Source organism: Anaerobacillus alkaliphilus, assembly GCF_004116265.1.
GTDB lineage: Bacteria > Bacillota > Bacilli > Bacillales > Anaerobacillaceae > Anaerobacillus > Anaerobacillus alkaliphilus.
The window spans coordinates 83,400-100,145 of sequence record NZ_QOUX01000032.1 but is presented as its reverse complement, the minus strand read 5'-3'; the positions used below and the strand labels follow the sequence as shown (position 1 = coordinate 100,145).

Sequence of the window (16,746 nt, the reverse complement as noted above, 5' to 3'; positions counted from 1 at the left end):
ATCCAGTTTTTGGTATTTTCGCGAAAACAACAAACTTTTTAAAATTAATAAAAATTTACTTAACAAAAAAATCTGTAGTTGTTATAATTTAATTATAAAATTAGAAGGCACTGCTACCAGAAGGTACAACCTCGTTTCAGCCTAAGAAACCTTGGTTGTTTTTTTATACCTATTTTGCGAAATCGTTTGCACAAAGGTAGTAATGTAGATTATTTCTAATAAGTGTTAATACTAGCAAATGGATATTATTCTAAGGAGGTCATTCCTATGTTATTAGAAGCTATTTACCACCGCCCAAAATCGAATTATGCGTATGCATACGACGAAAACACGGTACATATCCGCATCCGTACGAAGCGTGATGACATGGACCAAGTGTTTCTACTTCATTGTGATAAGTACAATCTTCATGAAACCGGCTTCACAAAAGTTGAAATGAAAAAGATTGCCAGTGATACACTTTTTGACTACTACCAAGCAGAAGCTTCACCTGAGCATCGCCGATTTGCCTATATGTTCCAATTCATTAAAGGGGATCAATCGGTTGGGATGAATGAAGTTGGTTTTGTTACTGACAAGCAATTTGATGATGCAACGGTCTTGTTTGCGACTGGTCTATTTGAATATCCATTTTTAAATGCCATCGATGTCAACAAACCACCGCAATGGGTGAAGGATGCAATTTTTTATCAAATCTTCCCTGAGCGTTTTGGTAATGGTGATACATCAAATGATCCTGAAAACATTGACTCATGGGAAGAAGGAACGCCTGAACGTGATAATTTCTTCGGTGGTGACTTGCAAGGGGTGATTGATCACCTAGACCACTTAGTTGAGTTAGGGATTAATTGTATTTATTTCACACCAATTTTTGAAGCAACAACGAACCATAAGTATGACACGGTTGATTATATGAAGGTTGACCCACATTTTGGAGATAATGACCTAGCGAAAACGCTTGTTGATAAATGTCATGAAAAAGGCATTAAAGTAATGCTCGATGCAGTATTTAATCACTCTGGGTATTTCTTCGGACCATTCCAGGATGTTGTGGAAAATGGTGAAGCTTCCAAGTACAAAGATTGGTTCTATATTCGTGAGTTTCCGGTTGTGGGTGACCCGAAGCCAAACTATCATACATTTGCTTTTACTGGACAAATGCCAAAGCTAAACACTGAGCATCCTGAAGTAAAGGAATACCTTTTAGAGGTTGCACGCTATTGGATCGAAGACATTGGTTGTGACGGCTGGAGACTTGATGTAGCAAACGAAGTTGATCACCAATTCTGGCGTGAATTCCGCCAAGTCGTGAAAAAAGCGAACCCTGAAGCCTATATTTTAGGGGAAATCTGGCACAACTCACTTCCTTGGTTACAAGGAGATCAGTTTGACGCAGTGATGAACTACCCAGTAACAAACTCAATCTTAGAGTTCTTCTGCAAGGATGTCATTGATGCTGAACAGTTTATGGGACGTTTAGACGCAATGTACTTAGCGTATCCGTTAAATGTAAATGAAGTAGCGTTTAACTTGTTAGACTCGCATGATACTGCTCGTTTGTTGACAATTTGTAATGACGATAAAAAGCGTATGAAACTTGCTGCTACATTCCAATTAACGTACATGGGTGCTCCTTGTATCTATTACGGAGACGAGATCGGTATGAATGGTGGTAACGATCCTGATTGCCGCAAGCCAATGGTGTGGGATACAGAAAAACAAGATCATGAGCTATTTGACTTCTATAAAACAATGATTAGATTACGTAAAGAAAACCGCGCATTACGCGATGGTTCATTTAACTTCCTAGAAGCAGCTCAAGGCTCTAAACATATCGTGTTTGAGCGCTCTGCAGATGGTGACCGTTTCGTAATCGTCATGAACGCAGGAGAAGAAGCTGTAGAAGTGACGTTGCCTGAAGGAAGCTATGAAGTAGCAACCGGTAACGGAACTGTGGATGGCGCGAAGGCTTCTGTTGATAAGTTGGAGTTTGTGGTGTTGAAGGCGAGATAAATAATGATTATCCACAAAGAAATTGATTCTTTGTGGATATTTTTTATGTTTTAAACATTACTCTCTGAAAGTAGTGTGCTTAGTACTTAAAGCAAAAACCTCCTAACCATAGGTTAGGAGGTTTAATTATATTTTAACTAGTTCATGAAGTTAACTTTAACTAAGAAGCGCTCTAGAAGTGTCGCCATTTCAGCACGTTGTGTACCTGCTTTAGGAGCAAATCCATTAGGACGTCCTTCAGTAATACCTAGTTGAACTAGAGTAGTTACCGAACTCTTAGCCCACGGAGCTACTTTATCTGCGTCTTGGAACTTAGTTAAATCTTTAGTAGTATCTAACCCGTCCTTATCAAAGTTTACTAGGTTAAGAGCACGTGTAATCATGACAGCAGCCTCTTCACGAGTTACAGGGTCATTGTAACCAAATGTACCATTAGCATGTCCTTTAATAATACCAGCTTCAACAGCAGCCATTAAGTCTTTTGCAAACCACTCAGTACCTTTAACATCTGAGAATTGTCCTTTATAAGTAGCAGTAGTAGATAAACCTAAGCTACGAGTTAATAAAGTAGCAAACTCTGCACGAGTTGTTGTTGCAATTGGATCAAACTTACCGTTAGCTTTACCTTGAACAATATATTTAGAACCTAACTTCTCAATTGTAGCTTTTGCCCAAGCACCTGGTTTCCCAGTAGCTACATCTGAGAATGTTACTTCGTTTTCTACTACAGCATATTTACTGTTAGAGAAGCTCTTAAATACGGCTTTGTCACCTTTGAATACAGAAGGAACAGCTGTAAACGTACCGTCGTCATTTAAACGAACTACAGAAGATTTTGCAGCATTAAAGTTTGCATCGCCAGAAATTTCTCTTTCAAGATATTGACTGAAACGGTTCACTTCAACTGTCTTTTCACCAGCAGTAGCATGAATCTTGAATTCTACTACGTTAGAAACAGTTTTTAATTTATTTTTAGTTACTACACCCTTAGTATCTTCTACCTTGTTTACTGAAACTGTAATTTCAATCTCAGTACCAGCTGCTACACCAAGAGCTGCAGCAAGTTTTGCATTACTAACTTCAGCTACTGGAAGACGTAGAGTTCCTTCTTTCGAAGCTACTTCTACCTTAGCATTAGGGTTCTTCGCAGCAATTACAGCAATTGCAGCATTTGGAATTTTTGCTTGAGCTACTTGTCCAGCTCCAGCTTCAATTGTAACTCTTACAACTTCAACTTTTTCTTGACCTTTTAGTGCTTCTTCAAGCTTACCAGTATCAATAATTGTAACACCTGGAGTTACTGGCGGAAGAATTGGAGCTACCACACCTGGTGCTGGCGTTGGTCCTGGCGGTACTGGCGTTGGTCCTGGTCCAGGAGGTGGCGTTGTACCCGAAGCACTTACCGTTACCTCTTTACTCAACACTTCTAAGTTTAAAAGCTTAGCAGTAACTGTAGTAGTACCTGCAGTTTTCGCTTCAAGTTTGTTTCCTACCACTGTTGCTACAGCTGTATTTGAAGATGCCCATTGAACTTTCGTACCTAATGTAAGATTACTCTCTCCTACAGTAAGATTAAATGTTAGGTCTCTCGTAGTTCCTACTGTAATAGCATCTGAAGCATTTGTAGTTACTTTCCCTCTAACACCTGCTTGAATAACAATGTCACGTACATTATTTTCAGCGTCAACTTCATCTCTAACAGCTCTAGTAATATCAAATAAGTCAGCAACGCCTAATCCTAGGTTTGTGAAAAGGATGCCATCGAATTCTTTATATTTTGCGTTAGTACCATCAACTAGATAGATAACAGTTGCTAAAGCTACTTCTTCCACATTTTGAGCTGTGTTAAGTAGTGTTGCAGCACCTAACTCAATAAAGAAACGATTTTCAAAGTCCACTGCAAAATTAATAACCGTATCAACAGTTACTGCATTACCAAATAATGCATGGAATAGATCTCTATTTTTGGTACGGAAACTATCAATGCTAGCTTTTACATAAACTTCTTTATCACCGACATTTGTAGCACTTAATAATCCTGAAATATCCTTTATAGCTACTAATAATTGTGCTTCAGTAACGCCATCTTTTTCAGCAGCTTTATTGAATACATCTTGTCCAACAATTTCAATCCACTTAGCTTCCTCAAGTTCATCTAAAGCTAAACGAACATCTTTAACAATTGCCTTTTCTTCCGGTGTCATGTAGTTATAAGCAGTCACTAGACGGCTCACATATTGAGCAATTTTCTCATCTTGTGTTAGTTCTGCAGCCTCTACCACCGCTGTCCCAGTTACTGGAGCAAGTGAAGCCAATGGTGTTACAACTAACGCTGTTGCTATCATTACATTAATAGCTTTTTTACTAAAAGGAAACTTTTTCATTCTTTTCTTTCACCTCATAAAATATTTTAATACCCTACATTAAATGTATTTCGGGCTCGACCTACTAAAGTTGGATAAAAGCAATAGAATTGTAAAATGGTATATGTATATAAACCCATTTTCTATTACTATTATCTTAATAGATTGTTAAATAGATAGCAATCTATTTGAAAAGATTCCACTAAATAATATTACTAGAAAAATATTCCTCATAGTGACATATTGCCTAATTTGTCGAATAACTTAATAGACTTTTTCTTCATATACCTTTTTAAGATAATCTTTCTATGAAAAAATAACAAGGTACTAGATGCCCAATATTTGGACTATTTATTGTCGATGATTTGACAAAATTGTAAAAGTACGTTGTTACCTTACACGTTCATCACTATTTCAAAAAAATAAAACCCCGTTAACTAATAGTAATAACGAGGTTTTTACTCTTGAAAAGAAATAAGTTGTGCAACAAACTTCATTTGCGTATCAACTGAAATTTCTTCAAATAATAGCAAGTATAAGAAAGTATCACTTTCGGAATAGCCATTGTCTACTAGAGTAGTTACAAGTTCTTCGTAAATTTTAAGGTACTCCTCTTCCGAAGAGTTATAAATAGAGTCAAATTCATTCATTTGGAAAACTACAAAATTTCGAAATTCATTTGGTTCGGGTATGATTTTCTGAAAATAGGCATTCTCAGCTTTTAGCAACTGCTCGTTTACAGCTTCTTTATAGTTGACAATAACATTCACAAACTGGTCTTCGTAATCTAATATAAGTTCTGAATACTTCAACGCCCCTGAAGAAGTATCTTTCCTATCAGACTGCATAACATTATTTATTTTATTAAAATTTTGACTTTCTGCATAAACAGCCATTTCATTCGCTTGTTGCTTCCAATGAAATTGTCCTGCTAGTATCATAAAAAAAGTAAAACAGACTACCGCTACCAACTTTACATATATCCCCATGGTACACCTACCATCGTTTTAGTTATATAGTTGCCTTAAGCATACAGTTAACATCATAACACAAATTGAAGCTAAGTAGCGGTAATATCATTTTAGTAAATTGCGGTAACCAATTTAGTTTATCGTTACTATGCTAGATGATGCTAACTCTCGATTTTTCGAGTCCATGATTGCTACCTTCACAGAAAGGCCTTCAGAGTCGTCCACGTATTTGCTCGGCAATTCAGCAGCAATTAACCGTGCCGTATGAAAGGTTGTTGGCAAGACATTACCCTCAAGATAAACCTTTGTTTTATATGTGAAGTTTTCTCCTTCTACTAGTATTAAAGGATCAGTTCCACTTTGAATTTCTACATCTTTAATGACTAAAGATGGACCACCTAGTTGATAGTGCTCGCTGACAATATCCCCTTTTTCCTGTTCGTTTAACGCATATACCTCGCCAAAAAGCTGGTCATATTGTAGTAGCGCGTAGTGATTTACCGCCTCAATTGAATGTGTATTTTCTCCTTCTCTAACAGAAAATACATTGCCATCTTCCATAAACATTTGATTAAGATATTTAACTAAAGGAGTTTGTGGTTTGTTATAGTTTTCTAAAAGATAAGGCATTAAGAGTGAACTACTCAACTTTTGATTTCTTTCTTTTGCTTCAGAAAATTTATCCCAAATAACAAATGGAACACTATACATTTTTTCATATTCCTCTTTACTCCATAAATCTAGATTAGCATCGCTAATATAATCTGTCTCTGTATATCCTCTGTAACCTGCACCTAAATAAGGTAAGTGGTCACCAAAAAAAACAACAACGGTGGGTTCTTCAATTTTTTCAAAATAATGTACTAGTAATTGCAACGAGTCGTCTGCGTCTTTAACTCCGGTTGCATACGTATTGATAGCTTTCATCATATCCTCAGAAATATTACCCGTAACAGTTATTCGGTCTTCAGGATAATGCCTCGCGTTATACGGACCGTGGTTTTGCATGGTCACAGCAAAAACAAACAGTGGCTTATCCGCACGTTGATGTTGCTGAATAATTTGTTTTGTCATTTCCTTATCTGAAATAAAGTCCCGACGATACTCAGGATTTTCAAAGAAACTTTGGCTAATAAACCGATCAAAACCAAAATACTCATAAACTTGGTCTCGACGATAAAACCAATTATGATAGTTATGAACAGCTACAGTGTCATATCCATCATTTCTCAAAATAGAAGCAATCGATGGAAGTGGCCTTAAAACGTATTGCGAGTATGGAATCGAACCTTGAGGCAAGAATTGCATACTACTCGCAGTTAATACTTCAAACTCAGTATTTGCTGTACTACCTCCAAAAACAGGAACAATCAATTCACCTGAATTGTGGCTTTGTTGTAAACTACGAAAAAAAGGCATTGGATCCTCATTAAATTCTAAATTAGGAAGCCTTGTCGGGTCCCAAAACGCTTCATTCATTACAATAATAATATTTGGCTTCATATCGTTCGGTGATTGCCCGCTCTCCAATTTACCTAATAGACTTTCTAACGTTTCCTTCGCATATCCCTTCGGTGGTTCAATCTTTAATAACTGTAAGGTATTAAGGAACCCCACCTGCACTCCATTCCTTTGATAAGTAATACTTTGATCCCAAAATACGTGATTGACCTCACCCACCTCAAGCAGCGAAAAAGGCTTTTCAAAATACAGCAAGGAAAAAACTATTAACGGAACCAATAAAACAGCAATTCGTGATCTAACTGATAGTAATTCAGGTCTGAAAAATAGTGGTGTAACTACCAAGAAAATCAAGAAGAGTAATAATAGTACGATATCCTCCCAGGCCATAAGGATAAAATACTCTCTTATATTGGCTGCTTCATTACCCAAAAAGACGTCCCATGGAAGTAATGGCTCTCCCTTTAGACTCATTTTCACCCTACTGATTGTAAAGAGAGTTAGCATGCTAACAGTTACTAACCACAATGACAACCTGCGCCTACCTGTAAGCGCCAAAAGTAGGAACACACCAGAAGTTAAGATTAGAAAATTTAAAAACACTACATATGGTTTTTCAGATATCCAAGTGAAAACATTATTGAAACTAGATCGATGCCATGCTTCGAGTAATAACAAACAGATGAAAACATAAATAATCATAAAAACCTCTCGAATGCCAACTTTCATTCGTTAATCACCTCACTATGATCTGATAACAGATAACATTTATAGGTAATTTGTGGAAGTTATTAACACTTTATACACTTATATTATGGAAGAAGCAGAAGACAGTAATTTTATGTAACCTTACGTGTGTTATCCAGCATGTTTGTCAATACTGCATACTACAACTATTGCTGGAGGGAACTTGTTTTGAAATACTTATATGGCGGTGTACTGATTTTAATTCTAGGATTTGTTGTAGCAGCTGCTGAACATCATTTAAATGTTACTAGCGAGAAATCAACTGAAACTATTGAATTTCAAGCTGAAAAAAACATACCTTTAAATGCGGCAGAGACTCATGGAGTTCCAACAGAATTCTTAGCAAATACTAATAAGGAGTATGTCTCCCCACTTACTAGCGAGCAGATCAAGGAACCTTATCTAGAACAATTTGAAGTTTTACAAGCAGATGCACTAGAAGAAATCTCATCGCTTATTAAAATTGTTTATGAAGATTACGTAACCAAAAAAGAAAATGATGAGCCAATCTCATACTTATATTTTTATAGGAACTACTATCCAAAACTAAAACAATTAGAAGAACAAATAAATCTTAGCTTCACCGATATGTATAAACAACTTGAACAAGAACTTATAAAACAAGGCTACTCAGCAGAAAAAGCTTTACCAATCAAAGAACAATTTGAACAGACAAAAAAAGACCACCTTAAAGAATTAATGGCTCTTGTTACAAATGGGTTTTAAAATAGCAAAAAGTCCAACTAATGTTGGACTTTTTGTATTTTAAGATATTTTCTTAATAAACCCTTTATAATGACGCTTAATTAAGTTACTTTCAATTTGTTTCATTGTATCCAATGCTACACCTACAACGATCAGTAAGCCAGTTCCACCTATTTGTACGGCAGCTGGAAGTTGCATAAAAACAGTGAACACTACTGGAATAAGAGAGATAGCCGTTAAGAATAATGCACCAACAAATGTTAGACGGTATAAAATTCTTGTCACATATTCTTGTGTTGTTTTTCCAGGGCGAATTCCCGGAATATAGCCACCTTGTTTTTTCAGATTTTCTGCCATTTGTTCAGGATTTACCTGGATAAAAGTATAGAAGTATGTGAACCCAATAATTAATGCAGCATAAACGGCAGCACCAAACGGCTTTTGATACGTGAAGTTTGCTGTAATCCAACTTGCAATCGCATTACCATCACCAATAAAGCCAGCAACAGTTGGAGGAAAGATAAATAATGACATTGCAAAAATAACTGGAATAACCCCTGCAGCATTTACTTTTAATGGTAGGTGTGTTGAACCTCCACCTTGAGGACGTCCCGCAACAATCTTCTTCGCATACTGGACTGGAATTTTACGTAACGCTTGTTGAACGTAGATTACACCAACAACAATCAATAACACTACTAAAAGTAGTAAAGCAACTTTAACAATATTTATAAATAATAGGTCGCCAGCATTTTGAATTTGAGTCGCATACACTTGATTGACAGCATTAGGAATTGCCGCTGCAATACCCCCAAAGATAATGATAGAAATACCATTGCCTACACCTTTAGCAGTAATCTGCTCACCTAACCACATTAAAAAGGCTGTACCCGCTGTTAAAACTAAAGCGATAAATATATACTTTCCAATACTAGGATTAGGAATTAATCCTGGCATTAAACGATTAAACCCAATTGACATTCCAATTGCCTGAATAAAACCTAATACAATTGTTCCATATCGAGTAATCTGTGCTAACTTACGTCTACCAGCTTCCCCTTGTTTTGCCCATTCAGCAAATTTCGGAACAACATCCATCTGCAATAATTGTACGATAATTGACGCTGTAATATATGGCATAATTCCCATTGCGAAAATAGAGAAGTTTTCTAACGCTCCGCCACCGAACGTATTAAGAAAACCAAATGCATTCATTTGATCTTGGAATTGTAAAACTTCTGCATTTGCTCCTGGTACTGGAATGAAGGCTCCAATTCTAAAAACTACTAACATGAGTAAGGTAAAAATAATTTTATTTCTTAATTCTCCTACCTTGTAGATATTTCTAATAGTCTGAAACAAGAAGCTACACCTCATCTTTTTTTCATTTTTCTTTAAAAAGTATATTAATATTCTATTAATTACTACTATACCTATATTTTATGGAAATTTCCATAATTATTTGAAAAAAGAAAAAGACCACAGCATCAAAGCTTATGGTCTCCTCCTTTTTAGTAGAAATTAGTTTAGTAAGTTTAATAGATTAGCAATCACTTGAACACTCTCTGCTCTTTGTGTAAAACCAAGTGGAGCAAAGCGGTTATTCGCACGACCGTTTACTAGACCTAAGTGAGCAGCTTGATTAATGTAATCTTTTGACCAGCTACTTGCATTGCTAAGATCAGTAAATGTAGCATCGTTCACTTCAGCTAATTGCTGACTTTGAGCATATTCGTAGGCACGAACAATCATAGTGGCCATCTCTTCGCGAGAAATAGTTTCTTCTGGAGCGAAGCGTGTAGCACTCTTACCGTTAACAATTCCTGCTTGAGACGCAGCAGCGACAGCAGATGCATACCACTTGGTAGAAGCAATATCTTTGAAAGTAACATCATTGCTTGAAGCCTCTATTCCCAACGCTCTAACAATTAATGCTGCAAATTCAGCTCTTGTTACATTACGTGTTGGTGCAAAGTTTTCGGCATCAATTCCTTGAACAATGTGCTTCGCTGACATCTCTTTAATTACATCATGTGCCCAATATCCTGATTTAACGTCCTTAAATTCTTTGTCAAATTCTAGAACTGCATATTTACTAAAGTGTGAAAGTTCAGCAGTAATCTTACCATCCTTAACCTTACCACCTACGTAAACTAACGTTCCGTCATCTTTAATATTGTAGACACCAATTAATTTCTTGTTAGCAGTTTCAGAAACAGCTAGGCTAATCGTAATTGGTTCAGAGAAGCTTGTTAGTTTCGTTACCTTACCATCTTTATCAACTATAGCTAGAGTAAAGTCATATACTTCACCAGCTGCTTTCACTTTTGCTTTTGCTTTCGTTGCAGCTGCATTTGTTAAAGTAGCTACTGTTGCATCCTCAACCTTGTTGAATGAGAAAGCAATGTTTGCATTTTCCTTGCCTTTAGCTAACTCTTGTAATTGTTTTAAAACGGCTCCTGGAACATCTGCAGTTAACTTCTCATTTGTTACTTGTAGTGAGTTCTTGCCATCAATTACTGCAGCATTTGCAGGTAACAATACTTGTTTTGTCCCTTGTGCTACCGGAACAGCAATCTTACCTTTATCAGCTTGTGGATTGTTTACAATTACTTGATCTCCAGGTCTTGGTGTTGGAACTGGAGTAACTGGTGATGGTTTTACTGGAGCAGCTTGCTTAATGACAACAGTCGTTAAGGCATCTACTGTAATCTTCTCACCTGTTAAAGTAAATCCTGTTCTTTCTTTAACTTCAACAATACCAGCCTCGTCATTGTCTACTAAAACAATTCCACCAGATAAATCTTTACCAATTGTAAATGTTCTAGAAGTCATATCAGCATTGACAAATACATAATATGCATCTCCGTTTGTTGCTTGATTGCGGTATGCAATTACTTTGTCGTTGGTTTTAACTTCTGGAGCTTTAATTAATGTTACATTTTGATCTACTAACTGTTTTGAGCCAAGTCTAAATGCATCTGTTGATCTTCTTAATTCAATCAGACCTTGCGTGTACTCACGAGTTACGTTATTGATAGGATACTTTTCAGCATTTGTCGCTTTTTCCCAATCAATTCTGTTAATGATATCTGAAGAGTCATAAGAGTCATGGATGAAGTATGGGTTCTCGAAAGGATTACCATCTTGGTCTACCATGTACGTAGATTTGTATGGCTCCGTTTCAGCTGGAGCTAACCATTGCTTCGTACGACCAAATTCTTGACCAGCATGGATAAATGCTGTTCCTTGTGCCGTTAACACCATTGCATTACCAATTCTGATACGCTTATGAATTTCTAAATCATTTGCAGGAATTGCTGGGTCTTTCTTAATTGATTGTGCAATAACATCATATACAGTTAGATTGTCATGCGCTTCGATATAAGGGACAACATCACCTGGTTGATCAGCCACAAAGTTATGTGGTTGTGCTTTGATGTTATCAAATATTTGTTGAACATTACGTGCACCATCTGTGATAAATCTAGGTTGACCTTCACTACCGAAACCAGATTTTAATTCATTTCTGAATTCATCAGAGAAGCTACCTACCGCTTCTGTGTATTGCATCCAATCTTGGTCAGCTGCTTGAACAGGGTCTCCCTCGTCACCAGCAAACGTTCTCCAACCTTCACCGATCATTACAATGTTCGGATTAATTGCTTTTGCTTTGTCAAATGCAATTTGAATACTTTCGGCATCATGGTCACCCATCATATCAAAACGGAAACCATCAACTTTATACTCATTCACCCAATGAAGGATTGAGTCTACAAGAATTCTTCTTGCCATTTTGTGTGTTGTACCTAAACGGCCACCACCAAAGCTTGTTCTCGACGTACCATCAGCATCCATGAAGTGATAGTAGTTAGGAACTAGGTCTTCAAAGATCCCTACTCTTGCAGTATGGTTGTAAACAACATCAAGGATTACTCCCATGCCACGGCTATGAATTTCGTTAATTAAATTCTTAAATTCTTTTACTCTCAACTCAGGATCATTCGGATTTTCTGAATACATCCCTGAAAGTGAGAAGTAACTGTGTGGGTCGTAACCCCAGTTGTAATTTGTGTTTGTAGATGCATATTCTAGCATTCTTTCACCGTTATTGAATTCATCACTAAAGAAATAACTCATAACTGGTAATAATTGAACGTGTGTAACACCCATCTCTTCAATGTAATCTAATTTCTCAATAAATGAAGCGAATGTACCAAATTGAGCTTTTAGATCATCTGCAATGTTTGGATCAGATGTAAAGTCACGAACATGAATTTCGTAAATGATCGCATCTTCACGTTTTTCGTATCCAGGTATATTAGCAAAATCTAACTTTGGTCCAATCTCAGATAAATCAATGATCGCTGCTTTTCCATAAGGATAAGCATCATTTGCGTCAGCTGAATTCCAAGCCGCCATTGATTTTGCATAAGGGTCAAGCGCTAATTTCGTCTCATCCCCATGAGTAATACTGAAATGGTAGAAGAAACCTTTTAACCTATCAATTCCTGTATTTTCTTTATCAAGCGTTACAGACCAAACACCACGATCGCCAAGAGTCATCGGAATATTTTCTTTTACAACCGTATATTGATCGTCTTTGTCATATAATACGACCGAAACGCTATCTGCTTTAGGAGACCATAATTTTAACGTAGCCGTTCCATCAGCATGAAGTTTGGCACCAAGCTCACCATCGTAGCCGTACATTTCATCGATCAATCTCCAGCCTGCCTTTGCAGATACTGTTCTTTCACCATACGTGATAGCAAATGGGGCTTGATCTAAATCGAATTCACCATGAATTGTAACTCGCTTATCATCCTCAATTGTTATGTTATCAAAAGTTACTGCGCTACCGTCTTTATCCACAATTGTCATTTCCTCTTTCAAAGCATCTACATCCAAACCTTCTGTTTTCGAGAAAACTAAACTAATTTTCTTGTCAGATAGTAATTCCCCTGAAATCAGAGCAATCGGTACTGCACCAAACGGATTTGTGTAAACTTTGTCGTCTCCATCTTTCATAAAGATTTCTTTATATTGAGCCAATAACTCAAATTTGTAATCTCTAGTTTGTGCGCCACCAATTTTATTTACAAAAAGGAATTTGATTTCTTGTGCCGCTTCATTTAAGCTAATGTCGTAGTAAGCACCAAATTTGCCTACACCAGCTTTATCAGTTGCGCCATTTGGCCAACCCTCTGAAGGTGCAACAACATCTCCCCAATTCCATACAGCCCATCCATCATAGTTTTTATCAGTTCTATCATAATGAATACGAACCGTATTTTCAGGAAGCTCTACAGGTTCCCAATAGAATACTTCGTCAGAGCCTTGTTTAATCCAAACTTCATTAATTTCCGATGAGAATAGCTCAACAACTTTATCGCCGCCGTCTTTATCTCCGTTTGTTACGTTTAAAACTAGGAAGCCTACTTTTTGTGCCCCAGTATTTAACGGAATGTCAACATATGCACCATAATCAGTAGTTTGACCTGCAACAAACGGCGTTCCGCCTGATGGCCAGTTACTAGAAGGTTGTGCTACATCAAACCAAGTCCATAAGCCTAAGTTTGAAAAGTTGTTGTCCGTTCTTTGATAATGAACTCTTAGAGTGTCTTCAGGAATTCCTGCTTCTTGATCAGGATTCTTGAAGAATACTTCGTCTGATCCTTGTTTTAACCATATATCAGTTGTTCCCGCTGGTAATTCAAACTCTTTATTACCACCATCTTTATCTCCATTTGTTACATCTAGAACAATTAAACCGAAATCTTTAGCATTTGGTTTAATTGCAATATCAGCATATACTCCATAGCTTGTTAACTCACTACCAAATGGAGTACCTTTTGGCCATTCTTGTGAAGTTGTTACAACGTCTCCCCATAACCATAAGCCTAAGTTTGCATAATCATTGTCTGTTCTTTGGTAATGAACTCTTAATGTGCTTTGAGTTCCTAATATTGTTCCACCTTCAGCTGTAAGAAGGACTGTACCACCTGCAGCCATTGCTGGAATTGTAAAAGTAACTTCGCCATTCTCAGCATTAAATGTATTACCTGAATAATGATCTGTTACAACTACATCTGAAGAACTTACTGCAACTGTAACTTCTTTGGCTTGTTCAGCAACGTTTAAGCCTACATACACAGACTCACCGTTGTAATTTCTTGAGAATAGTTGATACTTCTCTTTATCAGACCCAGCTAATTTTACACGATCACCTTTAGCAAAGATTTCTGAGTTTGCACCTCTAAATGTTAGTAGCTCTTGATAGTGAGAAAGAACATCATTTCCTGCTATCTTATCCCAAGGCATATTTGGTCTATTAGTATAATAAGGATAATTTGCCTCACCAGATAATCCTAGTTCCTCACCATAATAAATAACTGGTTGACCTTTAGCTGTAATTTGTAATGCAGATGCAATTTTTAGTTTCCCTTTATCGCCACCAACAGAACTTAAAAATCCATTCTCATCATGGCTTCCTAAAAATTGGCCTAAAGTTGCACTGTTTGTTAACTTATTATTTCTTGCAACTAGCGTGTTATGAACTTGATCAAGTTGACCATTCGCAAAGTTACGCGCATAGTTTTTAAAATCAAAGTCTAATAACGAGTCCATCATCCCGCTATTTAGATAGCCATGATCATCATTTTGTGAAGCACCCCAAGATTCACCAATCATTTTGAATTCTGGCATTACTTTTGTTAATTCGTTCTTAAATGCCATCCAAGTAGTATCTTCTACGTGTTTTACTGTATCAACACGGAAGTAATCAATGGTGTTTCCTTTTGCTGTGCGAGATTTATTAATCCAGTCTACTTGCCATTGTACAATTTGGTTACGAACTGCTGGGTCTTCTGTAATTAAATCTGGTAGTGAAGCTAATTCACCACGAACTGTAGCACTACCAACATCTTTACCTTGACGTAACATGTCTCTGAATTTTTCACGCTCTGCGTCAGTTGGATAACCTGGAGGACGTTTATCAACAGCTAGTTCGCCGTCAACCATTTTTAATCCATAACCAGTATGGTTTAAAACAACGTCGATCATCAGTTTCATGCCGCGTGCATGTGCTTCGTCAATTAGCTCATGAAAATCTGCCATTGAACCAAAATGCGGATTTAACTTTTCAAAATCACTTGCCCAATAACCATGGTACCCATAGTAAGGCGTGATATAAGGTGTTGTGCTATGACGCACATCGTACTTAATATTTTCTACAATTGGATTGATCCAGATTGTGTTAATTCCTAAATCTTTAAGATAATCTAACTTTTCCGTAATCCCTTTAAAGTCTCCACCTTGGTAAGCACCAGGTAACTTTGTATCATAATTCATTCCATAAGGATCGTTATTCGATGAGTCTCCATCAAAGAAACGGTCTGTTAATAAGAAATAAATTAATGCTTCATCCCAATCAAAATCTGCTTCACCAATAAAAGTACGCGCTTTCACTTCAAGCGTTACTTCACCTTTGTGAGTACCTCCAAATGCGTCAACAGCAACGATTGGTAATTTCTTTTGACCTGCTGTCGTTTTGTGATCAATGTTAAGTGTAACTTCATTTAGTTCAGGATCCACTTTAAGTTTCTTTGGACCACCAACTTCAGTTGCATCAACATATAACTCACGAATTTCAATATCGTCTTTGTTATCAAGATCTACTGTAACAACTGCATTTTGATTGTAGTTAACAGCTTGAGGCGTAACAGTACCAGCTACTTCAATATCTGCTACGATATACGATAACGTTGACTTTCCGTTTACAGTATTGTAAGGATCAGAAACTTCCTTTGTAGCACCATCAACAGTTACTAAATAGGTATACTCATAAGTTCCAGGTGCTAAATTTTCGTATGTGTAAACAAAACGCTCGTTTTTTGCATCGTATGTCATCTCATAAAGAGAATCAGCGATACTCAGCTCAACTTTTGCAATTTTATCCATTTCAAAGTTATTGTATAATCCTTTGTCACGGAAGAAAAAGCTAGCGTTTCCTTCTTCAATTACAGGTGCAGTAACTTCCGCAACTGTATGGAATGGAATTTCACCACTTGTTAAGTAGACTTTTGTTACTAAATCATTCTTTAATAAATTAATAAAACGGTCAGGCTCTACGTCTTTTTTCGCAGTATCCCAGTTATCCGTACTACGTAGTACAAAACCTACTCGGTCAGCGTTTGGACCAACCTCAATTTTCGCAATTGCTTTGCCATCTTTAAATTCAGTAAAATCGATTTGATCGTTTTTAGCTCCGGTACCCCAAACCCATATGTTCCAACCTTCATATTCTGCATCTGGTCTATCGTACACCAAGTGAATATGACGAGTAACAGAACCAGTTGTTCCTGCCGCTGCTACTGCCGGAATATAGCTAGTAAAAACGGAAAACACCATGATTAGTGATAACCAAAACGATAAAACTTTTTGATATTTCTTATTAATCATTCGCCATCTTACTCCCTTCAAAT

Annotated in this window: 7 protein-coding genes; 2 read left to right on the top strand and 5 right to left on the bottom strand. The window is 36.9% G+C overall.

Annotated elements, in window-relative coordinates:
- Nucleotides 1–267: 267 nt before the first annotated feature.
- Nucleotides 268–2,013 (top strand): glycoside hydrolase family 13 protein, encoded by a 1,746-nt coding sequence (locus tag DS745_RS09380; protein WP_129077994.1) that lies wholly within the window; start codon nucleotides 268–270, stop codon nucleotides 2,011–2,013.
- A 137-nt stretch (nucleotides 2,014–2,150) separates the two neighbouring features.
- Here DS745_RS09380 and DS745_RS09375 read toward each other — a convergent pair whose 3' ends face one another.
- From DS745_RS09375 to DS745_RS09365, 3 genes are all read right to left on the bottom strand, one after another.
- A complete protein-coding gene (locus DS745_RS09375; protein WP_129077993.1) occupies nucleotides 2,151–4,397 on the bottom strand; it encodes an S-layer homology domain-containing protein in 2,247 nt (748 codons plus the stop codon).
- A 437-nt stretch (nucleotides 4,398–4,834) separates the two neighbouring features.
- Nucleotides 4,835–5,365 carry a hypothetical protein gene (locus DS745_RS09370; protein ID WP_129077992.1) on the bottom strand — a complete coding sequence of 177 codons (531 nt, stop codon included), beginning with the start codon at nucleotides 5,363–5,365 and terminating at the stop codon, nucleotides 4,835–4,837.
- A gap of 114 nt (nucleotides 5,366–5,479) precedes the next feature.
- On the bottom strand, nucleotides 5,480–7,537 hold the full coding sequence (locus DS745_RS09365) for an LTA synthase family protein (protein WP_129077991.1): 2,058 nt from the start codon (nucleotides 7,535–7,537) through the stop codon (nucleotides 5,480–5,482).
- A gap of 186 nt (nucleotides 7,538–7,723) precedes the next feature.
- Here DS745_RS09365 and DS745_RS09360 point away from each other — a divergent pair, with 186 nt between their 5' ends.
- On the top strand, nucleotides 7,724–8,281 hold the full coding sequence (locus DS745_RS09360; RefSeq protein ID WP_129077990.1) for a hypothetical protein: 558 nt from the start codon (nucleotides 7,724–7,726) through the stop codon (nucleotides 8,279–8,281).
- A 39-nt stretch (nucleotides 8,282–8,320) separates the two neighbouring features.
- On the opposite strand, the gene secY is transcribed toward DS745_RS09360, so the two are convergent.
- Complete coding sequence (gene secY / locus DS745_RS09355) at nucleotides 8,321–9,622, bottom strand: preprotein translocase subunit SecY (protein WP_129077989.1); 1,302 nt, start codon at nucleotides 9,620–9,622, stop codon at nucleotides 8,321–8,323.
- A 159-nt stretch (nucleotides 9,623–9,781) separates the two neighbouring features.
- Nucleotides 9,782–16,723, bottom strand: coding sequence for a pullulanase (locus tag DS745_RS25150; RefSeq protein WP_129077988.1), 6,942 nt, complete (start codon nucleotides 16,721–16,723; stop codon nucleotides 9,782–9,784).
- Between the last annotated feature and the right edge of the window lie 23 nt (nucleotides 16,724–16,746).

Coding starts and splice junctions, on each gene's coding strand:
- DS745_RS09375 (WP_129077993.1), bottom strand. CDS start 4,397: ATGAAAAAGTTTCCTTTTAGTAAAAAAGCTATTAATGTAATGATAGCA.
- DS745_RS25150 (WP_129077988.1), bottom strand. CDS start 16,723: ATGATTAATAAGAAATATCAAAAAGTTTTATCGTTTTGGTTATCACTA.
- DS745_RS09365 (WP_129077991.1), bottom strand. CDS start 7,537: ATGAAAGTTGGCATTCGAGAGGTTTTTATGATTATTTATGTTTTCATC.
- DS745_RS09380 (WP_129077994.1), top strand. CDS start 268: ATGTTATTAGAAGCTATTTACCACCGCCCAAAATCGAATTATGCGTAT.
- DS745_RS09370 (WP_129077992.1), bottom strand. CDS start 5,365: ATGGGGATATATGTAAAGTTGGTAGCGGTAGTCTGTTTTACTTTTTTT.